The organism is Chryseobacterium carnipullorum (assembly GCF_900142785.1).
Lineage (GTDB): Bacteria > Bacteroidota > Bacteroidia > Flavobacteriales > Weeksellaceae > Chryseobacterium > Chryseobacterium carnipullorum.
In genome coordinates this window covers 1-23,891 of sequence record NZ_FRCD01000031.1, presented here as the reverse complement: position 1 = coordinate 23,891, position 23,891 = coordinate 1, and the positions used below count along the sequence as shown (strand labels likewise).

Annotated in this window: 16 protein-coding genes; 2 read left to right on the top strand and 14 right to left on the bottom strand. The window is 38.7% G+C overall.

The features are described 5' to 3' along the window. Positions 1-313: 313 nt before the first annotated feature. The 7 genes from BUC06_RS22655 to BUC06_RS22625 form a co-directional block, all read right to left on the bottom strand. Positions 314-1,717, bottom strand: a complete 1,404-nt coding sequence (locus BUC06_RS22655; protein ID WP_073336818.1) for an MFS transporter — start codon at positions 1,715-1,717, stop codon at positions 314-316. Next, on the bottom strand, positions 1,717-2,241 hold the full coding sequence (locus tag BUC06_RS22650; RefSeq protein ID WP_181876086.1) for a nuclear transport factor 2 family protein: 525 nt from the start codon (positions 2,239-2,241) through the stop codon (positions 1,717-1,719). The genes BUC06_RS22655 and BUC06_RS22650 overlap by 1 nt, the downstream gene beginning before the upstream one ends. A 12-nt stretch (positions 2,242-2,253) precedes the next feature. After that, entirely contained in the window at positions 2,254-4,116 is a 1,863-nt protein-coding gene (locus BUC06_RS22645; RefSeq protein ID WP_073336816.1) for a glycoside hydrolase family 13 protein, read from the bottom strand. A 134-nt stretch (positions 4,117-4,250) separates the two neighbouring features. Next, positions 4,251-6,407: a glycoside hydrolase family 97 protein gene (locus BUC06_RS22640; protein ID WP_073336814.1), complete on the bottom strand. Its 2,157-nt coding sequence runs from the start codon at positions 6,405-6,407 to the stop codon at positions 4,251-4,253. Positions 6,408-6,482: 75 nt separating this feature from the next. After that, positions 6,483-7,598 (bottom strand): SusE domain-containing protein, encoded by a 1,116-nt coding sequence (locus BUC06_RS22635; RefSeq protein ID WP_073336812.1) that lies wholly within the window; start codon positions 7,596-7,598, stop codon positions 6,483-6,485. A 19-nt stretch (positions 7,599-7,617) separates the two neighbouring features. Further along, the gene (locus BUC06_RS22630; RefSeq protein ID WP_083564171.1) at positions 7,618-9,219 is read right to left on the bottom strand and encodes a RagB/SusD family nutrient uptake outer membrane protein; all 1,602 of its coding nucleotides are present in this window, start codon (positions 9,217-9,219) and stop codon (positions 7,618-7,620) included. Between the two features lie 12 nt (positions 9,220-9,231). Then, positions 9,232-11,985, bottom strand: coding sequence for a SusC/RagA family TonB-linked outer membrane protein (locus BUC06_RS22625; RefSeq protein WP_073336810.1), 2,754 nt, complete (start codon positions 11,983-11,985; stop codon positions 9,232-9,234). Positions 11,986-12,314: 329 nt separating this feature from the next. Here BUC06_RS22625 and metG point away from each other — a divergent pair, with 329 nt between their 5' ends. After that, entirely contained in the window at positions 12,315-14,354 is a 2,040-nt protein-coding gene (gene metG / locus BUC06_RS22620) for a methionine--tRNA ligase (RefSeq protein WP_073336808.1), read from the top strand. 210 nt (positions 14,355-14,564) lie between these two features. On the opposite strand, the gene BUC06_RS22615 is transcribed toward metG, so the two are convergent. The 7 genes from BUC06_RS22615 to BUC06_RS22585 all read right to left on the bottom strand — a co-directional run bounded on the left by BUC06_RS22615 (position 14,565) and on the right by BUC06_RS22585 (position 22,725). Next, entirely contained in the window at positions 14,565-15,269 is a 705-nt protein-coding gene (locus BUC06_RS22615; RefSeq protein ID WP_073336806.1) for a class I SAM-dependent methyltransferase, read from the bottom strand. A gap of 320 nt (positions 15,270-15,589) precedes the next feature. Next, positions 15,590-16,402 (bottom strand): siderophore-interacting protein, encoded by an 813-nt coding sequence (locus BUC06_RS22610; RefSeq protein ID WP_073336804.1) that lies wholly within the window; start codon positions 16,400-16,402, stop codon positions 15,590-15,592. A gap of 125 nt (positions 16,403-16,527) precedes the next feature. After that, positions 16,528-18,120: an MFS transporter gene (locus tag BUC06_RS22605; RefSeq protein ID WP_073336802.1), complete on the bottom strand. Its 1,593-nt coding sequence runs from the start codon at positions 18,118-18,120 to the stop codon at positions 16,528-16,530. Positions 18,121-18,236: 116 nt separating this feature from the next. Then, on the bottom strand, positions 18,237-19,349 hold the full coding sequence (locus BUC06_RS22600; protein ID WP_073336800.1) for an HlyD family secretion protein: 1,113 nt from the start codon (positions 19,347-19,349) through the stop codon (positions 18,237-18,239). 23 nt (positions 19,350-19,372) lie between these two features. After that, positions 19,373-20,683, bottom strand: coding sequence for a TolC family protein (locus BUC06_RS22595; RefSeq protein WP_073336799.1), 1,311 nt, complete (start codon positions 20,681-20,683; stop codon positions 19,373-19,375). A gap of 89 nt (positions 20,684-20,772) precedes the next feature. After that, a complete protein-coding gene (locus BUC06_RS22590) occupies positions 20,773-21,618 on the bottom strand; it encodes a helix-turn-helix domain-containing protein (protein ID WP_073336797.1) in 846 nt (281 codons plus the stop codon). A gap of 39 nt (positions 21,619-21,657) precedes the next feature. Then, positions 21,658-22,725 carry a DUF2891 domain-containing protein gene (locus tag BUC06_RS22585; protein ID WP_073336795.1) on the bottom strand — a complete coding sequence of 356 codons (1,068 nt, stop codon included), beginning with the start codon at positions 22,723-22,725 and terminating at the stop codon, positions 21,658-21,660. 150 nt (positions 22,726-22,875) lie between these two features. Between BUC06_RS22585 and BUC06_RS22580 the strand changes: the two genes are divergently transcribed. After that, positions 22,876-23,757 carry a DUF4349 domain-containing protein gene (locus BUC06_RS22580; protein ID WP_073336793.1) on the top strand — a complete coding sequence of 294 codons (882 nt, stop codon included), beginning with the start codon at positions 22,876-22,878 and terminating at the stop codon, positions 23,755-23,757. The last annotated feature ends 134 nt before the right edge of the window (positions 23,758-23,891 follow it).

Sequence of the window (23,891 nt, the reverse complement as noted above, 5' to 3'; positions counted from 1 at the left end):
CAAATGTAGGGACTGGAGGCCTTTTAAAGTGTTGATGTAAGTTAAGAAAGGATTTTTGGCTGTGGCAGAGGTGAGAAATGTAATTATTTTGGTTAAATGCAAAGGTGCAAGTTTATTCCTAATTCTTCTGTTTTAAGATGCTAAAATTTTAACTTCGATAAAATTGTTTGGGGATAGATGATGTAGAAATCTATTTTTTAGATTAAGTAGATTTAAATACCGTTAATAAAACAAAGCGGGCTAAAGCCCGCTCCTATTATATTTTTACTGTGATCTATTAGTTGAAAATCTGCCATCTTCTAACCTCTATTCCCTAAAAATGCACCTGCTTGATCTCTCCTTCTATTTCCTTAGGCGTTTCGTCTTCTGATTTGACGAAAATCATGGTGACAACAGCTCCAATCAGCATACAGACACCGCCAACTACAACATAATCAATAGCCTGATTCCCGAAGATATTGCTTACAATGGGACCGCCTAACAATCCATTGATAATTTGCGGAATAACAATAAAGAAATTGAAGATTCCCATATATACTCCCATTTTCCTTTGTGGAATTACTTCAATAAGCATTGCATAAGGCATGGCAAGAATACTCGCCCAGGCGAATCCCAGGCCTATCATAGAAATCCACAGAAGATTAATGTCTTTAATAAAATACATGGAAATCAAACCAAATCCGCCGCACAAAAGGGCCAATGCATGGGTTTGTTTCTTTCCTATTTTTTTGGCTATCGGGGTTAATAAAAATGCAAAGGGAATCGCCCATAGATTATACATTCCGAATAGTTTCCCGGTCAGATCTCCTGCATTATTGAATGCCTTGGAATGGGTATCTTCAGGAGAAAGCCCAAAATGGTGAGTGGCTAAAGCACTTGTCGTAAATACCCACATCGTGAACAATGCAAACCACGAGAAAAACTGGACAGCACCCAGTTTTTTCATCTGTGCCGGAATACCTGCAAAATCTTTAAAAATATCCGTGAATTTGGAAGATTCCTGCGGGGCCTCTTTTCCGTCTTCAAAAGCTGCAAATTCCTCCGGAGAATATTCTTTAGTTGTAAAAATAGTATACAAAATGGTCAGTAGCAATATACCGGCTCCCACATAAAACGAGTAGATCACATTATCTGCTACAAAGCCCTCAGGTGCTTCATTGGACACGCCTAATGAAGTCAGTATACTCGGGATATATGATCCGACTACTGCACCTATCCCAATCAGAATAGTCTGAACAGAAAAGCCCAGGGTTCCCTGATGTTTGGGAAGCATATCTCCTACCAAAGCCCGGAAAGGTTCCATTGCAATATTAACGGAAGCATCCATCATCGCCAGAAATAGTACAGCAAGAAGCAGTGCGTTAGCAGCAAACAGATGGGTCACCGTGGCGGCATTAGGAAGGAGTACGAGACCCAGGGCGCAAAGGATCGCTCCAATTAAAAAATACGGTTTTCGTCTTCCCAAAGGACTCCAGGTATTGTCCCCCATGTGTCCGATGATCGGTTGCACAATAAGTCCGGTAATGGGTGCTACCAGCCAGAACCATGACAGTTCATGAACATCAGCGCCCAAATTGGCCAGAATTCTGCTGGCATTACCATTTTGCAAACCGAAAGCCATCTGGATTCCCAAAAAACCCATACTCATGTTGATGATCTGAGGCATGGAAAGATTAGGTTTTATTCTTCTTGAAAGTAAACTGTGCGGTGGCTCCATTATTTTGCTTTTAATTGTTTAATTAATACCTCCTCAATCGGTGTCTTTTCTGCAACTACTTTATCAACAACGTCATTGGGAACGGTCACGGAAAGCACATATTGTTTTACCTTCCAGCTCCCGTTTATTTTTTCAACGACTCCTGAACCTCTGCATATTTTCATTTGGGTATCCAACAGTTCATCAAACCATGCCAGTTTTCCATCTTTGCTGAAATAGATATTTCTTTTCAGAGCGGTGAAATTCCAGGTTTTCTTTTTGTCAAAATGCGGTTTCGCCCAAACCATGAAGGCTTTTTTATCCCAGACTTCGGTGGCATCTGTTCCAATAAAAGTAGATTCATCTGCGAAATAATTGAAATAGGTATTGAAATCAGCCTTTGCAGCAGCGGTATTGAAACCATCGAGCATGATTCCTATTTCTGTTTTGTTTTTTTCAGATTGAGCACTATTAGATTGGGCATTCATTCCTGTAAAACCAAGTACCAATAGCACCATCGTGCAGATCATTGTTATATTTTTCATTGTATAATTAATTTAGTTTTGGAGTTCAATTACCATTGGAGTTTTTGAAGGTACCGTAAGATTTTTTTCTATAGAAAATTCTTTTTCTGAAATAATGTCTTTTCCTTTGGTAACGTTGCCCAAAGATTCAGCAAAACGCTTTAAGTCTAACGTCTGATCTTTTTCATTATTGTTGATGATAACCATTACCTTGTCCTTATCATCATACCTGAAATAAACAAAGACCCCATCCTGAGGAACGTAATTTTTAGTTTTCCCGCTATGAATCACTTCTTTTCCTTTTCTCCAGTTTAATAATTTTTGGCTAAACTGATAAAATTCTTTTTGCTCCGGAGTCTGTGATGACGGATTAAATGCATTATTTGAATCTGATGTCCATCCTCCGGGAAAATCTCTGCGGATATCCGCATCACCGCCTTTGTTCTTATCGCCTTTCATGCCTATTTCAGAACCATAATAGATTTGCGGAATTCCTCTGACCGTAGAAATCATGGTTAATGCCATTTTATAGGCTTTAGGATCGGCATTGAAGATCTCATTCCATCTTTCGGTGTCGTGATTTTCAAAAAAGACCAGAAGATTATTGATATCCGGATACAGGAAATCGCTGGTAAAAACATTGTAAAGTCTGATCATTCCAGTATCCCAGCCTTCTTTTTCTTTAAGGGCTTTTGGCATATCGGCGAAGAGCATAAAATCCATCACAGAAGGCAGGTTTGAATTGTAATTCGCTGCTTCTCCTGTTTTAGAGTTTTTCTGCCATGCAGAGATCTGCCCCGCTGTATACAGCCATGTCTCACCTACTATATTGAATTTGGGATATTCATCGGTAATTGCTTTTGCCCAGCTGGCCATGGCTTCTTTATCATTATATGGATAGGTATCTACACGCAGACCACCTAATTCTGCATACTCAATCCACCAAATGGCATTCTGGGTCAGGTATTTTAAGACCAGCGGATTCTTTTGATTGATATCAGGCATCGTAGTATCAAACCAGCCATCGAGTGCATATTTTTTATCAATTTCTGAGGCGTTGGTGTCAAACTGGGTCGTTGTTTTATAATTGGAGCGGTAAAAACCATTTTTCCCTTCGTCAAACCAATGAATCCAGTCTTTTGAAGGCAGGTCTTTGATGATCCAGTGGGACACTCCCCAGTGATTGGTCACATAATCCATGACCAGCTTCATATTGCGTTGGTTCAGTTTTTGTGAAAGTTCGCGGTATTCTTCGTTGGTGCCATAGCGACCATCAATTTTATACAAATCCGTTTGGGCATATCCGTGGTAGGAATATACTTTTTCATTGTCTTCATTGACGGGTGTAAGCCAGACAGAAGTTGCCCCGAGGTTCTGGATATAATCAAGATTGTTGATAATTCCCCGAAGATCGCCGCCGTGTCTTCCGTTTGGCAAGCTTCGGTCTGCTTTTTCAATAAGATCCGGTCTGGAGTCATTCTTTTGATCTCCGTTGGCAAAACGGTCCGGCATAATAAGATACATTACATCTTTTGAGGTAAAAGATTCACGGTCTGCAGATCCGGGTGCTCTTTCTTTCAGTTCATAAGTATAGGAACTGATGCTTTTTTTTCCTTTTTTAAGATTGATTTTAAACTTGGGGACATTGATCTCATGGGTATCGACCGTAACAAATACATAATTGGGGTTTTCAACTTTCTGAATGTTTTTTATTTTGATTCCATCTGAAAGTTCAATTTCATTACTGGCAATATCTTTTCCGTACATCAGGATCTGAAGTTCGGGATTTTTCATTCCTTTCCACCAAAAGGTGGGTTCCACCTTTTCTAAAGGCTTTGTTTGGGAAAAAGCTGTGGCAGCTATTGAAAGCGCGATGACTACAAATATTTTTTTCATGATTCGAAATCTGATTTCAATTTAATATTATATTTTGAAAAGCAGGGTCAATTGGGTGCAATAAAAAAGTAATGCCCCGAATCATTTTTCCTAAGACAGAATGAGCCGGGGCATAATTCATATAAATTTACCTATTAATTAACAGGCTTAACAGAAATAGCGAAACCGCCGCTTCTGGCCATTTTGAAATTCAGTTTAGATTTGCTGTTGATCTGTTTTTTGTAGATGTTATAGCTTTGAGGATTATCGATGTAATCTGCATCTTTTCCATCCTCATACACTGTTATTTCATATTTTTTTCCTTTATCAAGAAAAGAGAAATCTACCGTATATTCACGCTTGTTTTCATCAGTAATACCTCCAACGAACCAGTTTTCAGTTCCTTTTTCTTTTCTGGCCGTGATCACGTAGTCTCCAGGCTCAGCAGATAAAATTTTAGTATCATCCCAGTCTGCCGCAACATCTTTAATGAACTGGAATGCATCCATATGTTTTTTATAGTTCTCAGGAAGGTCTGCTGCCATCTGAAGAGGCATATACATTGTTACATACAGCGCAAGCTGTTTTGCCAGGGTAGTTTTTACAAAACGTTTATCTCCAGGGAAATAATAGTCCAGTTTGGTTTGGAAAATCCCGGGTGTATAGTCCATAGATCCTCCCATCCATCTTGTGAAAGGAAGAACGGTCTGGTGATCCGGCTTGTTTCCACCAAATGCTTCATATTCGGTTCCTCTGGCTGCTTCTGCAGAAATATAATTGGGATAGGTACGGCTTTCTCCAGTAGGACGAACTGATTCATGGGAATTGACCATGATCTTATATTCGTTTGCTTTTTCAGCAATTCTGTAAAAATGGTTGATGGTCCATTGAGAATAATGGTGTTCTCCTCTTGGAATAATATCACCTACATACCCTGTTTTTACGGCATCGTAGCCATATTTATTCATCAATTGGAAGGCTTTGTCTGACCATCTTTCGTAATTTGTGGCAGAACCTGAAGTTTCGTGGTGCATGATTAACTTGATACCTTTTGAATGGGCATAATCATTCAGCATTTTGATATCAAAATCTGGATATGGAGTAATGAAATCAAAAACAAATTCTTTTGAATGACCGAACCAGTCTTCCCAACCGATATTCCAACCTTCGATCAATAATCCCTTGAAGCCATTTTCAGCGGCAAAATCGATGTATTCTTTTACCTTTGTATTGTTGGCAGCGTGTTTTCCGTTCGGGGTAAGCTTTGAAAAATCGGTTTTATCCAGATGAACGTTTTCAGCTGTAGAATAAGCCCACTGTGATTTTCCGATGATCATTTCCCACCATACACCCATATATTTTGTAGGGTGAATATAAGAGGTATCGGTATATTTTGTAGGTTCATTGAGGTTGAAAATCATTTTAGACTCCATCACCTCTTCTGCTTTTGGAGAAACAATAATGGTTCTCCAGGGCGTTACTGAAGGCGTTTGAATATATCCTTTCGCTCCTTGTCTGTCGGCAGTAAGATGGGTTTTGAATTTAAAATTCTGAGCATCCACTTCAAGATGGGAAGCGGGATAATCTAAAACGGCTGCTTCTGCAACATTGACATATAAAGGATCTTTGCCTTCTTTTTTAAGCATTAACGGAGACTGTACTGCATTTTTCACCAACGCCTGTGAAGCATTCGCATCAAATGCTTTGTCCCATTGTGCAGGAATTTCAGAAATTTTTGTTTCCTGATACTGGTATTCCTGAGAATCGTAATCTGCCACGATCCACCAGGCTTTCATATCGGTTGGAAAATCAATTTCAGAATCTTCTTCCCTGATCACGAAATAATTGAGGTTTTTCTGCTGTGGAAATTCATATCTGAATCCAAGGCCATCATTAAACAGTCTGAATTTTACGACAATACTCCTGCTTGTAGAAGACTGATCCAGCGTCACCGCAAGTTCGTTGTAATGGTTGATATAATTTTTCTTTTCGCCCAGAACCGGCTGCCAGGTTTCGTTTTTGGAGTCACGTTTTTCACCTGTTTTGGTGAATCCGTTGTTCAAATCAAATTTGGCATCATCTGCTTTGGCAATTTCAGATGCGAATTTAATGGCTGAGTCTTTAAATAATCTTAATCCTAACTTAGAATCTTCCACCACCACAGCTCCGTTATACTTCAGATTGTAATAAGGTACTCCCTGTTTCAGCTGAAAATTCATTTCAAATTTTCCATCCGGTGATTTCAAAGACTGTGCTTTCACCCCTACGAACATCATTGAGAGCAACATTGCTCCAACTGTAATTTTCTTCATAATGACTATTTATAAACTTAAAAATAGATAAAGTGCTGCGGTAAAGCAACACTTTATCAACTTAATTGGTATATTTTACAACTTTGTAACAGTTAATTTGTAATACGCTGAATTGTGCAGATCCAACTCTATTTTATAGTTTCCTGCTTCGGATACTTTATAACCCGGATCTCCTTCTACTGTATTTTCAGCATTGAAATAGGTTTGTACAGCTTTTCCTGAGACCAAAGCCTGATCATCTTTTTTAGGCTGGAATTTCATTGCCCCATCATCATTAGCCCTGAATTTAAACACTCCGGTACTGCTCAGCATAATGGAGTTGATGACATAGGTTTTTGTAGCCGGACTATAAACAAAATCTGTATCTGACCCCCATCCTGTAGGGGTTGCATCACCAATTACTCCAAAATTGGCAAGTACAGAAGAATAAGTGTTGGCAGCCCAATCAACTTTCATGTAGAAGGTCCCTGCTGAAGCCGGCACAATATCTGACCCGTCCGCAACCAGTTTTCCGGTTTTTGTTCCGTCATCACCTTTATTTCCCGGCCAATCCTGATTGATCGCAAATTTGTACTTCCCGTTATCACCTGTTGGATTGCTAATCCAAATAAATCCTCTGTAACTGTCATTTTTTTCAGGGGAAAACAGGTTAGGAGAATTAGCCGGAGTCCAGTTTGCATAACCTGCTGCCCCTGCATAGGCACCCGGCACATTGATTTTAGGATAGACGAGATCCGGATTTGGAGTATAAGGGGTTATTTTAAGCGTTATTACATTGGAATAAAAATACGCTGATCCTACAGATGTTTTTAATCTTGCCTCAATATCATTGACCACATCCGGAGTTGCTCCAATATTAAACATGGCAGCATTCACAGCGGCGTGGGTAGCAGAACCTGTAGTGACATCATTAGAAAAATCAATAGCAGCGCTTTTTTTAAAATTGTCTCCTTTAATTCCAAATTCTATTTCCTGACTTGGAACTACAGCAATATTAAATGTGGGTTTCGTCCATGTAAAATTGATAACAGCATCATTTGCAGTAAGTTCATTGAGAGTCAATATACTTTTATCAGCAGATACTTTACCTGTTACCGTTTCATTGATAACTGCTCTGTCTTCATCCTTTTCACAGGAGATCACCAGGATTCCCAATAGGGCAAGAGATAATATTCTGAATATATTTTTCATTTTCAACAGTATTTAAACGTTAGTATCCAGGATTCTGGATCAGATTAGGATTCGCAATAATGTCTTTATTCGGAATAGGGAAAAGGTTTCTGAAGCTTTCCACCGCTTTTCCATCTTTGACATTCCCTTTCCAAGGCCATAGATAATCTCCGGTAGTATATTTGTTGAAACGTACCAGATCTGATCTTCTGGTTGATTCCCAAGATAATTCTCTTGCTCTTTCATCTAAGATGAAATTCAGATTGATTGAGGTTACATTTCCGGTCGTATTACCATAAGCACGCTCTCTTAACTGATTAACGTAGCTTACAGCAGTCGCCTGACTACCGCCGCCACCACCTCTGAGAACGGCTTCAGCATACATCAGATAAATATCTGCCAAGCGGTACAAAGGAATATCAGCTTCCACCCAGTTATCATGAGAACCAACAGATCCGTTGCTTTTGATATTTTTATACTTGATAAATGCATATCCATCAGTAAAAGATCCCAGGTCGTTTATTTCTAAATTCTGTCCCGCAGTAAAGAACCTTCCTCTTTTATCATTTCCATTGGTTGGAAAAAGAGCGACGAATGCTTTTGTCGTTCTGAGGCCACTCCATCCTCCATTGATTCCAAAATCAGAAGCCTTCATATCCCCACCAACTGCGGCATGAACCATATACGTTGTACCGCCGTTGGTTTGTGTGTTGATCCCGTCAAAATTGACACTTAAAATTTGCTCCGGATTATTGATATTGTTATCTGCAAGGAATAGATCATCATATTTTGGCTTCAAAGAATAACCCGCTGCAATAACTTTGTTACAATAGGTAATACAATCCGTATTTCTCTGGGTTCTGGTATATACTTCTGCATTTAAATATAATTTCGCGAGCAATGACCAGGCTGCAGCCTTATCTGCTCTTCCATATTCATTGGTTTTAGGGTCTTTCAATTCTGCTGCCACTGCAAGCAATTCGGACTCAATAAAATTAAATAATGCTTTTCTTTCAATTCTCTGAGGTGGGTTTGCAGATCCGGGCAGGTATGTTTCATCTACGAAAGGAACGTTCCCAAACATATCGATAGCATGATAATAAGACTGAGCTCTTAGGAAACGGGCTTCTGCTTTCATTAATTTTGCCTGAGCAAGATTGTCACCGGTAATATTATTAGCCGCCAGTTTTTCATCGGTCAGATTTCTAAGGAATTCATTACAGAAAGCAATTTCCGTATAGACTCTGTAATACATGGCCGCAATAAATTCATTGGAAGAATCCCATGTCATTTTGTGAAGGGTGTGCAGGTTTCCATCGTTCCAGCCGATCACCGCCTCATCCGTAGTTAATACATTCAGATTGTAGAGTAATCTTGTATATTGTGAAAAACCTCCGTTGATCCCATTGATATCACTATCAGGCTGATCCCCGTCTCCACTGATCTGTCCTCCCATAGCAAGACCTCCATAAAGTTTTGCCAGAATATTCTTATAGTTCGAAAAGTCTTTATAGATACTTGCAGAAGTAACATCTGTGATAGGTTCTCTTTCAAGATCGCTGACACATGACGCGGCAGAAAGCAAAAACGCGACAGAAAGAGGAAGTACTATATTTTTAAGTTTGATTGTATGTAGTTTCATCGTAATTATTATTTAAAATTGAAAGTTAAAGCCTAAAGAATAGATTCTGGGCATCTGATAGTATCCGTTGTCTATTCCTCCAAAAACCTCAGGATCTATGCCTGTATATTTGGTAATAACGAAAACATTCTGCGCCATACCATATATTTTCAGATTACTGCCTTTAGAGAAAATTTCTCCAAAATTATATCCAACATTGATGTTATCCAATCTTAAAAACGAAGCATTCTCTACATAAATATCTGATTTATATTGAGGTAAAGAGAATTTATATTCCGGTGCTGTATAGAATACGTTCTGAAGATATTCATTGGTAGAAGCAGACTGCAATGAACTGTTTGATGCTGCATTATTGTATACATAATTTCCCAATACCGCTCTGGCGCTCAAAGCAAAATCCCAGTTTTTATGGGATACCTTAGTAGAAAAACCTAAAATAGCATCCGGGGTAGTAGATTTATAATAATACATATCTTTTGGCGTAATCGCGCCATCTCCATTCCTGTCAACATAGGCTCCGTCCACAGGTTTTCCGCTCGCATCATATACCTGCTGAAATACCAAGAAAGAATTGGGTGCATATCCCACTGCATGAGCCTGTATCTTATTTCCCGAACCTCCTTCAATGCCTCCAACTTCCATATTGAATGATTCATCTGCTCTGTCTTTCAGTTTGGTCACTATAGGTTTGTAGTGCGTAGCATTAAAACTTACTTCCCAGGTTGTTCTTTCATTTTTAACAGGAACCAATGTAATGCTTCCTTCAATCCCTTCATTCTTCATATCTCCAACATTCTGCCAGCTGGCATTACTCAAACCTCCGGCAGGCTCGTCAGCATATACCAATAAATCTTTGGTATCCTTTCTGAAAAGGTCGATAGATCCGGTAATTCTGTTATTGGAAAAACCATAATCCAATCCTATATTTTTAGTAACAGTAGTCTCCCAGGTAAGGTTTGGATTATAATTGGCAGGTCTGTACATAAAATAAAATTCATTTCCAAACTGGTAACCTGCTCCGGGATAACTTGGATTATAAGCTGCGAATGCGGGATAGTTATTGGGTTTATTACCATTCAGAGCCGGCAATTCCTGCTGTCCTGTTTTTCCCCATCCTGCTCTCAGTTTTAGTGTGCTGATTGCTGAAATATTTTTGATGAAATTTTCTTCGTTAAGCTTCCAGGCTAAAGAAACTCCAGGAAATACACCCCAAACATTATCTCTTGTCCCGTTGAAAAATCTTGAGGAACCATCTTTACGTACAGATCCTGAAATGATGTATTTGTTTGCCACTGTAAAAATGGCTCTTCCATAAAAAGAGATCAGCGTGTTTTGTGTTTCAAAATTTAGATCCTGCGCATTGATTCCGGTTCCTTTGTAAGTAATAGCGCCCGGAATGATGGTATGGAAATCCTGATAAGCATATCCGGCTGTAACATCCACTCCTGTATTGATAGCAGTTATATTTTTAACGTAATTAAAATAGGTTTCCAAAAGCTTATTCTTCTTTTCCATGGAATAGAAATTCGAGCTGCCTTTATCACCATAACCCTGTCTGTAAATAGCATCTTTAAATTTATGCCCTTCACTCTTTGTATAATCATATCCGGCATTTACATTGAAATGTAAGTCAGGCAGAAAATGAAGTTTATAATCCAACTGAATATTTCCCAATCCTCTTGTCACTGATGATACGTCACGCACACCAGCCAGCATGGCTACGGGATTTGAGCTTGCATTCACATTATATCCTGTTGCAGATCCTGAATCCAGCCATTCATAATATCCTCCGTAGTTAGAATTCCCTGAATATATTGGCTGTGTAGGATCAAAATAGGTTGCTGCCTTGATCACTCCGCCATCTACAAATCGGTTATCGGTGAAAGTTCCTTTGGCATTCACATTCACAGATAAATGATTGTCAAAGAATTTAGGATTTAAATTCAATCCTACTGAAGTTCTGCGGAATGAATTTGTTCTTACAATACCATTTTGCTCGTTATAGCCTACAGATAAACGGTAAGGAAGACCTTTAATTCCTCCGGCAAGGGCAAGATTATTATCTGTTCCCCATCCCATCTGATAGATTTGATCCTGCCAGTTGGTATCTGCATTTCCCAGCCTTGTTTTGTAATTAGCAGGCGCATAAGTATTGACAAAATCTCTGAACTCCTGTGCATTCAATACATCTACAGTCCCCATTTTAGTAGACAGAGAAGCTACTGTTGAGAAATTGATCTTAAATTTTCCTGCACTTCCTTTTTTGGTCGTGATCAAAATAACCCCATTGGAAGCCCTGTTCCCATAAATTGCCGTAGCAGACGCATCTTTCAGGATGTCAAATGTTTCAATATCATTGGGATTAATTAATGATAAAGGATCTGATACTCCATTCATTCCAACAAAATCCTGTGGAACCCCGTCAATGACAATTAATGGTGAGTTTTCTCCACTCAAAGAAGAAGTACCCCTGATCCTGATCTTGGTTCCTGACCCCGGAGCACCACTGTTGTTGGTGATCTGTACCCCTGGTGTTTTACCCTGGATTAACTGTCCTGCAGAAACAGCTCCACCGTTGAAGTCTTTGGAACTTACTGAAGTAATAGAACCTGTAAGGTCAGATTTCTTCTGCTTCCCGTATCCAATCAATACAACCTCTTCGATTTTTTTCTCCTTGGTTGTAGAGTCTTGGGTCTGTGCATGTATCATTGAGCCCGCCAATAGAAAAGCAGGTGCAATTTTTAATACCGTTGTAAAATTTTTCACAATATCGTTTTTTTAGTTTCGTTTTTTAAGTAAAGCTGTCTGGTCAGCTTTGCAATTTATAAAAAAATTGGAATTATTATAATATTATCAAAAATTAAGATAATTTTCCGTAAATTGTTGGTCGATAAAATATTAAATGTCTGTTTTACAAAACATTGTATTACTATATGCAAAACATAACACTATTAAAACTTAACAATAAGTTAAACAATTGTTTAACTAAATGTAATATTAAAGCGTTTCCGGCGATCAAAAAATTTATTAAACAGGAAGCTTACGGCATTTTCGACAGATAATCCTTATCTTTGCAGTTAAAACTTTACTATAAAATGTCAAACAGAAAGATGATTACGGCAGCTTTGCCTTATGCAAACGGACCGGTTCATATAGGACATTTGGCAGGTGTATATATTCCTGCGGATGTCTACGCAAGATTTCAAAGAAGATTAGGAAAAGATGTAGCGTTTATCTGCGGGTCGGATGAGCATGGAATTCCTATTACCATCAGAGCAAAAAAAGAGGGAGTAACTCCTCAGGATATCGTAGATAAGTACCACGAGATCATTAAAAAATCTTTTTCGGACCTTGGAATTTCATTTGATGAATATTCAAGAACGACGTCTAAAAAGCATTATGAAACGAGCCAGGATTTCTTCAAAGTTCTTTATGATAAAGGGAAATTCACGGAAGAAGTTTCAGAGCAGTATTTTGATGAGCAGGCCGGAGAATTCCTGGCAGACCGATATATTGTTGGGACTTGCCCAAACTGTGGCAATGAGAATGCTTATGGAGACCAGTGTGAAAAATGCGGTTCTACTCTGTCACCTTCAGAGCTGATCAATCCTAAATCGATGTTAAGCGGAAATGTTCCGATTTTGAAAGACACCAAAAACTGGTACCTTCCTTTAAATGAATATGAAGACTTCTTAAACGAGTGGATCATAGAAGGTCATAAAGATGACTGGAAACCTAACGTATACGGACAGGTTAAATCATGGTTAAACGACGGTCTTAAGCCACGTGCCATGACCAGAGACCTGAACTGGGGAGTTCCTGTTCCGCTTCCGAATGCAGAAGGGAAAGTGCTTTATGTTTGGTTTGATGCTCCAATTGGTTATATTTCTTTCACTAAGGAATGGGCAGAGAAAAACGGAAAAGACTGGAAAGATTACTGGCAGAGTGAAAGCAGCGACCTTGTTCATTTCATAGGAAAAGATAATATTGTATTCCACTGTATTATTTTCCCTGCGATGATGAAGGCTCACGGAAATTATATCATGCCGAAAAATGTTCCTGCTTTTGAATTCTTAAACCTTGAGAACGATAAAATCTCAACGTCAAGAAACTGGGCAGTATGGGCTCATGAATATGTAGAAGAATTCCCGGGACAACAGGATGTTTTAAGATATGCGCTTCTTTCATCCGCTCCGGAAACAAAGGATAATAATTTTACCTGGAAAGATTTCCAGACTAAAAATAATTCTGAACTGGTAGGTATTTTCGGGAACTTTATCAATAGAGTTGCTGTCTTAATTAATAAAGACTTTGAAGGAAAAATTCCTGAAGGAGACATTAATGCTCCTGAACTTGAAGAAATTAGCAAAAGAGCATCTGAGGTAAGAAATTTTCTTGAAAATTATGAATTTAGAAATGCCTTATCAGCATTCATGAATTTAGCAAGATTTGGGAATCAATATCTTCAAAATGAAGAACCTTGGAAAACGATTAAAGTTGATGTTGAAAAAACTAAACATACATTGTTTATTGGGGCTCAAATTTCTGTTGCTTTAGGAAATTTAGCCGAATCATTCCTTCCATTTACGGCTCAAAAAATCTACGATATATTTAATACTGAACAGCTTGATTGGACTTTATTAGAAAATTCGAAAGTTCTAATTAAAGCCGGACATAAGATTGTAGAAAAAGCTCCACTTCTTTTCTCAAAAATTGAAGACAGTGTCATCGAAGCTCAGATTGAAAAGCTTGAACAAACGAAACAAAACAATAAAAAAACAAACCCTAACGCCAACCCTATGAAAGAAGAAATTTCTTTTGATGATTTTACGAAAATAGACCTTAGAACTGCCACCATTTTAGAAGCTGAAAAAGTTGAAAAAGCGGATAAATTACTGAAGTTTAAAGTAGATACCGGGGTTGATATCAGAACTGTGGTTTCAGGGGTTGCAGAAAGCTTCACACCGGAAGAACTGATTGGAAAACAGGTGATGATCTTACTGAACCTTGCTCCGAGAAAGATCAGAGGAATTGAATCTCAGGGAATGTTCTTATTAACGACAAAACCAGACGGAAAACTGTCTTTCGTAACACCGGATGACAGCAATGTAGAAAATGGTATTGAGATAGGATAAACCCTACATTTCAGATAAAATAAAAGACACATGATTTTTTCATGTGTCTTTTGTATTTTTTATTCCGTCCTTAAAAAACGCAGTTTAAACTTAATGATCTTAAAAACTTAATTTTAATCTAATGGTTTAAAAAGAGTAACCCTTAAGAAAGAGTTTAGTGATTAAGAGTATTAAGATTGTTTCGCTGTGTTCGTCATGACGAAGGACTATTTATATTTTCGTCAGTTTTGCCAGGTAAGAATCTTCCTCCTGCATTACTTTTTCTATGGCAAATCCGTTATTTTCAGCCGCATTTTTCAGGGTTGTAAAATCAAGATAAAGCCATTTGATTGGGTTTTCAGATTCTCCTTTATAATGAACGATATAATCCAGTTCGCCATAATAGCCACCTGCCGGAATATAAACGCCTCCGTCTTCATCACGGTCAAACATGTACAGAATATCTGTACTGTCGATAAGGATTTGTCCGCCTTCATTCACTAAAGTATGCAGCTTTTTGAGATAGGTGTCAATTTTTTCAAGACTTTCAAAAACTCCGGTTCCGTTCATCAGAAGCAGAACCGTATCAAAGGGATCTGCAGAAAAATCCAGCATATTTACACATACTGCTTTTTTGATCCCTCTCAATTTACAGACTTCAATAGATTTGGGTGAAATATCCAGTGCCAAAACATCAAGATCTTTTTCATTCTGAAGATACAAAGCATGGGAGCCTGCGCCAGCACCAATGTCCAGCACTCTTCCCTGAGCAAGTTCAAGTGCTTTTTGCTCAATATCATTCATATCTTCAAAATCTCTGAAAAGATAGTCTACCGGAAGCTCATCCAGTTCCGAGATTGAAGTTTCTGTCTGCAGATCCTCAGGATTCTCGTTGTGAAAATAATCCCAGATTGCTTTGCCCATTAAATCTTTCATTGTGGTCTTTAAAAGTGGCAAAGATAAGAGTTTCGGGTTCTGATTGCAAGTTGCAGATTTCGGGATTCGAGATGCAGAGTTTGAGTGACAGCGTTTTTACTTGCCTGTTGCTGGTTTGTAGTCATTAAGTTAATGAATAATCGTCTCATGTTTGACATCTATGCCTGATCTCGCTTCTGACTTATACATCTTGCTTATTGCTCTTGAATTAACCATTCACTTGCAAATCAAAATTCACCATTGCCATCCATATCGTGTAAAATACAAATCAAAGACCATCGTTTTATACTGCGAAATACCTAAAACCTACTATCTGCCACCTACCCCATCGAATCCTTCTCTTTATGTCTATCCTTTTCCGATTCATTCTCTGCTACGCCCGCTTTCCAGTAAGAGTAAGCATTGAGCTCCTGAGCAGTCCAGTTTTTTTCTTTTCTGAGGTAGGTACGGATTTCCTTGACGCTTGAAAACTCAGCTGCCACATATCCGAATTTAGTGGTTTCGGGGATAGCAATACTTTTTACAGTATCTGCCATTTCACTGCTGATATGGGGTGTAGCGTTATGAAGCCACCTGAATTCAATATCAGCTTGAGTCGGAAAAATTTGTTCATCTTCTTTTCCGTGAACTTCGATAATGCAGACTCCTTTTGCTGTTTCCGGGAGGGTTTCCAGCATAGCACTCAACACCGGAATAGCTGTAGCATCACCCGCAAACAGGTACCATTCAACTTCTGGATACATTTCTTTTGCCTGCGTACGCATCATGATTCCTAATTTGGAACCTGGTCCCGCTTCTCTGGCCCATTTTGATGCGGGGCCTCCATCACCATGATCTACAAAATCGATGATCAGCTCATTCTTTTCAAGATCAATTCCTCTGTGGGTATAGGTTCTTACCGCAGGAGCCACTTCTTTTGGAGGATATACCCATTGACGGTTTTCATCCAGAGTGGGGAAATGGACCTCATCCAAGCCCAAAGGAGGTACGGCAATCTTATTATTATCACCGATAGTGGTGTTTTTAAACAAATGAGCTTCGGGAGAATACAGATACACTCTGATGTAATGATCAGTGATATATTCTTTTCTAACTAGCTCTGCAACAATTCGTCCGGTTTGAATTCTTGTCATATATTCTAATTTTTATTCATACAAATTTAATTTTATTTTGTCTAAATAAAAATAATTAGTTAAAAAAAAGTAAAGCCCCACTAAAAATATATAGCAGAGCTTTACTCGTGAAAAACAAGGTATCTTTAAACCGCAGGCCCGGCTGCGTCTTTTATTTCTTCTACTAATTTTTTTCTTTCCCGAAGTCTTCTTCTGGCAATCACAGATTTACCGCCCAGAACTCTGATGAACCTCAAATACTGGAATCTTTCTCTTCCAAAATGATGCGTCATTACATACAGCAATACTCCAAAACCTGTCAAAATAATATATCCGAAGATCTTTTTGCCGGAAACAAGGATGGCATTCAGTTGAATTGTTTTCATATTCGCAGCTAATGTTTGAGGACTAACGGTCATACCGTCGATGTACACTGCAAGATCTCCTACTGCTGTAATCTGAAAACGGTACTGAAACCATGAATACAATGCTGAAAAGAATCCTACAGCCAGAAACGTTCTCCACACCAAAACAAGCCCGATTGCAGCCAACATATCATCCATTTCAAGTTTGTCCAGGGTATAAAACCATACTGAAATAAACAATGAGCACATTCCGTATCCTTTTAAAAACATAGGAAGGTACCAGTTCTCATAATTGAATTCTAAAACCATCGAAAAGTACATAATCAATGCATATCCCATCATCGCCGAAAATCCCGAGAAGATGTACATTTTCAATGGTATTTCTTTTTTAAACCAAACGACAGCAATCACTCCTGCCAGAATAATTCCGGGGACCATAAGCAGATTCAGTCCTGCATTGGTCAGCTGATCATACCCAAGAACTCCTACGGCAAAGGTATTCTGAAGTGAAGTTGTTCCTAAGAACATTCCCAGCCACAAAAGCATAAACAGTCCATGCTGCACATTATTTTTTGTAAATATCTTAAATGATAAGTAAGGTCTTTTTAAGGTGAACTGGCGAACGACCAGCAAAGCAAAGCTTACGAAAGCAGCGATACTCGCATTCATAATATTTTTCGAATTCCACCAATCCTGCTGCTTCCCGAAAGAAAAAACATACGCAGAAAACATAAATGTAGAAACGAAAAACATAATGCTCATCCAGTCGATATAATGCAGCGGAACTTTTAATGCAAAGTACTTGTCATGCATAAAAATCCAGTGTATCAGAGCGAGAATGAAACATAATACCGCCGCTATCAGATAAAATTGCTGCCAGTTGTAGTGAATAGAAACTACCACAGCATAATAAGCTGCCACCTGGTTCATCACCAAAACAAAGGTGTAAAAAAGGCCGTAAAACATTCCTCTGTTTCCGATCATCATCATTAGCGGCAGAAACAGCTCTATCGTTACCATCATCTTTAGAAACCCGATAAACAGGGCGGTAAATACAAAGACCATAGGTTGCATTGTGGTTCCATTGATATAGCTCAACAAACCCAGAAGCACAAGAAGTACCGTCATTTTATCCCGCACCTTGAAGCGCATTTTCATTCTCAGAACGATGGGCATACAGGCCCCCATTCCTATTGTGGTAGCATAGTTGGCCCAAATAAAATATTCTGTCATCGCTCCTGTCCCGCTCACCAGATAACTGATGTTTCCGGTATAGACCCCACCAAGCGGCATCACTACTGCCAATAGCAGCACAATGAGCAGCATCTGTATGGGTTTGGGCACCCAGTCGCTATATAATCCTTTGTTGTACATGTTGTTTAGATACTAGATTTCAGATTTTAGATAACAGATAACAGACTTTGTTACTCGGTCTTCAAATCTTCATTCAACATCCAATGTCCGAAATCTGAGATCTGATATCTTTTGTCTTAGTTAATATTTACATTCATATTCATTCCCGCGCTTAGTTTTTCCAGGTCTTCTTTTTTATTGGAAGCCGTGAACTCTATTCTTACAGGAATTCTTTGCTGTACTTTGATAAAGTTACCTGTAGAGTTATCTGTCGGAACACTTGAATATCTTGATCCTGTAGCTGCAGAAACAGCAGTGACAATCCCTTCAAATTTCTTTCCTCCCAACGCATCAGCAGTCATTGTCATCTTTTCCCCAATTTTCACATGAGGCATCTGGCTTTCCAGAAAATTAGCAGTTACCCATTTCTGACCATTCAGAACGATGGTGGCTACCTGTTGACCTGGTTGAATCAATTGTCCTTCAGAAATGGTTCTACGTCCCATAATTCCGTCATAAGGTGCTGTGATCACGGTATAAGAAAGGTTAATCTTAGCCATATCCAGGGCTGATTTTGTTCTTTTTATTTCTGCATCATTGATTCCTAATTTACTTTTCACCTCAGTGGTAGAAAGATTGGCAGACTGCTTCTGATTCACTAAGGTCTCATAGGCTGCTTTCTGTGCATCGTACTCTGTTTTGATCTGGTCATACTGCTGTCTGGTTACTGCTTCTGCGGCCAGCAGGTTTTTATATCGGTTTAAATTCTGCTCGGCATTCCATAGTCTTGCTTTTGCTCCTGCGATATTGGATTCCATCACTCTCACGTTGTTGGAAACGGTATTGACAGATGAGCTTGTGGCCGATCTTTGTGCCATCGCATTCTGATAAGCAGCTTCCGCCTGACCCAACTGGGTTAATATTTCATTCTGATCTAAAATCACAAGGGTGTCCCCTTTTTTAACCTTTTGATGCTCAATGAATTTTATGTCTTTAATATAAGCCGAAACCCTTGTATTGATCGGGTTGATGAACTCCTCTACCTGAGCTGCTTCCGTATAGGTCTTATCTCCGATGTGAAAATATTCGCGGACCAGCCAGAAAAGACCGAATCCTATGACCAGAAAAACGATCGTATTGGAAATGATGGCTCTGATTTTATTTTTTTTATTCTGTTTCTTTTTAACAGCTGCCCCTGACTGTGCGGGAGCGGCCTGAGTATTTTGAGTAGTTTGTTCCTTGTTGTCCATTGTCTTGATTTTCAGTTTTAAAATTAAAGCGTTCCTGCAGCCTTCAGCAGGTTGTAATATTGATACAATACATTGATCTCAGCATTGGCAAAATCCAACTCTGATTGTAGTTTCTGGTTCTGCGCATCAATCATTTCAGCCTGTACAGCCAATTGATTCAAATATTTGGCTTCTGTGATTTTGTAGTTCTCTTCTGCCAGTCTTTTCGAATCATTCAGAATATCTGCCTGTTGGATCGATTCCTGGTATTTTACATACGCTGCATTCACTGCCATATCTACATTCTGCTGAACAAGTGTCACCGCATCACCCGCCTGTGTTTTCTGTAATTCACCAAGCTTTACCTTTTCTTTTGTCTTGTATAAATTATCAATATTGTAACTCAATGAAACACCAGCCTGCCATCCTCCCGAATACATATCCAGAACAGGATTTCTTGTCATGACCGGACGCTGTAAGGTATAGCCTCCAAACCCGGATAGCGTTGGCATCTGATCTGTTTTAATGATTTCGATATTTTTATCGGCAACATCTATGTTTTTCTTAGCAGATTTTAGCTGAGGATTACTGTCGTGAGCAAGCTCTATGTAATAATCCATGCCAATAACTGATTCTTTGTCCGTTAAACTTTCAACAGGAACAATCTCTGTTTCAGAAGGTAGTCCTAAGGCAATGTTTAAATTATAATTAAGAATTTTTTTATTATTCGTCAGGGTCAGGATTCCCTGATCCAGATTTTTGATCGCCAGTTCTCCACGGATGACCTCGTTACGGGTTACCATTCCTTGCTGATAGAACTTCTGAATATTTTTCAGACGTTCCTGTGCCAGCTTTTTATTATTCTGAAACACAGTTTCCTGATTGCCCATTTTATAGACATCCAGATAATTGGAGATCACGAGAAATTTTACGTCAAGCTTGTTTTTTTCTAAATCCAGTTCAGAAAGCTGTTCACGAAGACCCGCCATTTCAATGGATCTGTTCACCAGACCTCCTTTGAAGATCAGTTGCGTGGCCTGTACCGCATAGGAGCTTCCGTAGTGAGGCATCGGAATATTGGTTGAGGTCGAAAAATCTTTGTCGATTGCTACAGCGTCACCCAAATAGAACTGACTGGTAGAAGCTGTAATATTAGGAAGCTTCTGAAGTTTTGCAATAGTTGTACTTTGTTTTGCAATGTCAATATTCTGGGCAGCCACTTTTAACTGCTGGTGGTTTTTCACTGCCATATCGGCGGCCTCACCTGCGGTCATCTGTTTGATCTGTTGAGAAAAAAACAGCGCAGGGAATAGAGCTATCACTAGTGATAGTGCTGTTTTTACATTATTTGTCATTTTACCTTGTTTTACAAAGGCAAAGTTACGGCAGCAACCAATTCAATCAAATGTTTGAATTTTGGAAAAAGATGTTCAAATGTAAGATTTTAACTTTCAAACTGATGTCTGTACTGTCTGGGACTTACTTCAAGATGTTTTTTAAAAAAGTGGGAAAATGCATATTGATCACTGAAACCAAGGATTGAAGAAACCTCCGAAACCGGTTTATTAGAGGAGTTCAAAAGTACCTTTGCCTCGTTCATGACGATGAGGGCGATGATCTGACTGGCAGACTTTCCGGTAATAGATTTCACGACTGAGGAAAGATGTCTGGTTGTAATCGACTGCCGTTCGGCATAAAACTCAACGGTTTTCTCTGTCAGATGATGTTCCGCGAGATCTGTAAGGAATACAAATACAATTTCTTCCTGTCTGGACATCTGATTCATGGAATTATTATCTTCCTTGGAAATAATCCCCGCCATTTGATAGCAGAAAACAGAGAAAAGATGTTCTATCATTTCCTTTTTATACAGCATTTCGGTCTCGGAATCCAGAATATACTTTAGAAAATTAACGCTTTTCCACACGACTTCCATTTCGCTTTCGGGAAAAGGAACTCCTTTGTTCATCTGCTGGCGAAAATACCTGTACGTAATCAGTCTGTTGAATTTTAGTGATAAAGCAGAAATAAATTCTCTTTTGTAAGACACCATTCTGGACTGAAAATCACCACTTACGGAAACCATTTCATAAATCGTTTGCGGGTCGGTTACCATAAACATATTGGCGGAAAGTTCCAGATCGCTGAAATGCTGGCGCAGCTTTATAGTTCCCGACTTAATAAAAATAAAGGCAGGATTTTCCGGACGGAAAGGTTTATCCGCAGAAATTCTCTCGAAAATATTATGTTGGGTAAAAATTTCGACACCAAATTTTTCTAAGGCTGACATAAGACAAATGTAACCAATATAATCTGTGCTTACAACCTTTTAGTCTTCGAGTGAATAAACGGCAAAACTCGCCAGCCAGTGGTCTCCACCATAATTCCCCTGAAATAATAAAGGAAGCCCGTTGGCTAAAAATACATCGGCCGTTCTCTTAAAGTCCTTTTTCAAAGGATGTCCGTCAGGAAGTGCTTTTGATATTCCTTTCATGCACCATGCTTTGGAAAAAGAAAGACCTACAAGGTGAACCGTCTGATAATCGCTCAGATCACTTACAACAGGTATTTTTTCAATATTCTCCAGGCTTCTTTTCTCATAAAAATTATTCAGCCACCGGACAAATTCTTTCTGGGGCAGTACCCGTCTCATGAGGTCTGCAATTTCAAGGCTTGGCGAGAAAAAATCTGATCCGTCCGGCTCCAGATAAGCTGGTGTTTTCTGATCTTTTCCATAAAAATACTTTGCTTTTTCTTTAAGTTGATTCTCGAATTCCTGATCATGGTTGGCTTTAGCCCAATCGATCGCAAATGCCAAACCAAAAGCCGTATTGGGATGTACTCCGGTTCTGTTTGGATAGGTTTGCTTAGGAAGATAAGCTTTCCATGATTGTAAAATCTTATCGGTTAAAGGTTTTAGATTCTGATGCCAGATTTTAGCTTTGGGGTGATCCCATGTGGTCAGCTCTTCATCAAGTTTGAGCAACCAGGCCCAACCATAGGTTCTTTCAAATGTAGTCGTTAATTGAAATTTTGTGAAATAATCGGCTTCAACCTGCAGATTTTCTTTATTTAAAGAAATGTCAAGAATTTTTTCAATGTCTTTTGCATTGGCCAGATCAGGCTTTGTCTTCAGTAATCTCACCAGCATCCAATGTCCATGTACCGAGCTATGCCAGTCGAAGCAGCCATAGAAACTTGGATGAAGGTCTTTTGGGGTTAAAGTAACCTCACCCGCATTGTTGATGATATGTGCTGTTTTGTTTGGATATTCCTGATTGATACAGTGAAGCGGTTTTTCCAATAATTTGAGAGCCATCTCATCGGTCAGTTTCGGAACTTCCTGAGCAAACATCAAAAATGGAGAAAACGCAAATACTAAAAGACTTTTTTTCATTCATTAAAAATAGAAAATAATTTAGATTTCACATTGTTTTTAAATTGATTCAAAATAATTAAATCCCAATCATTTCAATAAAACGATACCAATTTTGAATAAAAAAAAGCTTTAAGCATAATTTTTGATAAGGTACATTAAAAAATATTCATGATAAAATTATTTTTACCTTTATGTATACTCCTTTTAATGAGTGCATGCAATAAATCCGAAATGGAAGCTGCTAACTCACCTGCAATCAAAATGATGTCAGAAGATAAAGTGGCTGAAGAAGTCTATCAGGTGGCACCGCCAAATTCTATATCTGAAAAATTGCTACCCGATAAAAATAAGTCTCCCCAACCGTCCATAGCCCCCAAAAAGCTGGACACGATTGCCAAAAAGGTCATTAAAAACGGGAATATGAGAATTCAGGTGGGAGATATTAAAAAAGCCCAGAATCAGGTGGCAGATATTCTGAAGAAAAATGAGGCCTATATTCAAAATGAACAATTTCAAAATACAGATTTAGATGATAACCTGGATCTTGTGATCCGTATTCCTCATAAAAATTTTGACGCACTGATCAATTCATTTTCTGAAGGAGTAGGCTCTGTTTTGTCGAAAAATATTTCCTCTGATGATGTTACCGAAGAATATACTGATGTCTCTGTTAAGCTAGCCAATAAAAAGATTTATCTGGAAAAGTACCGCGATATGCTTAGAAGTGCTTCTACCACAAAAGACATGATCGAGATTCAGGAAACCATCCGTGAATTGGAGGATGAAATTGATGTTGCAGAGGGCAGGCTACGCTTCATCGATGACCGGGTGAATTACAGTACCCTTAACCTTAGTTTATACAAAGAAAAAGTAAGAAGTTCTGCCACTTCAAAAATTGGTTTCGGAAGCCGTTTTGCGGATTCTGTTACAGAAGGCTGGAACAGTTTCGTGAGTTTTTTATTAGGAATTATTTCATTCTGGCCGTTTCTATTGCTCATTCCTATCCTTATTTATCTATGGAGAAAATGGAGAACGGGAAGAAAAAAATAGCGCAAGTTTTTTGGTAAATAATAAAAATCCGGATATCAGTGGACTGCCCCCAAAAAGTTAGACACTTTTTAGGGGCATTTTTTATGTATAGAAAAGAAAAATTTAGCGTTGCTTTCAAATTAGAATGTATTAAA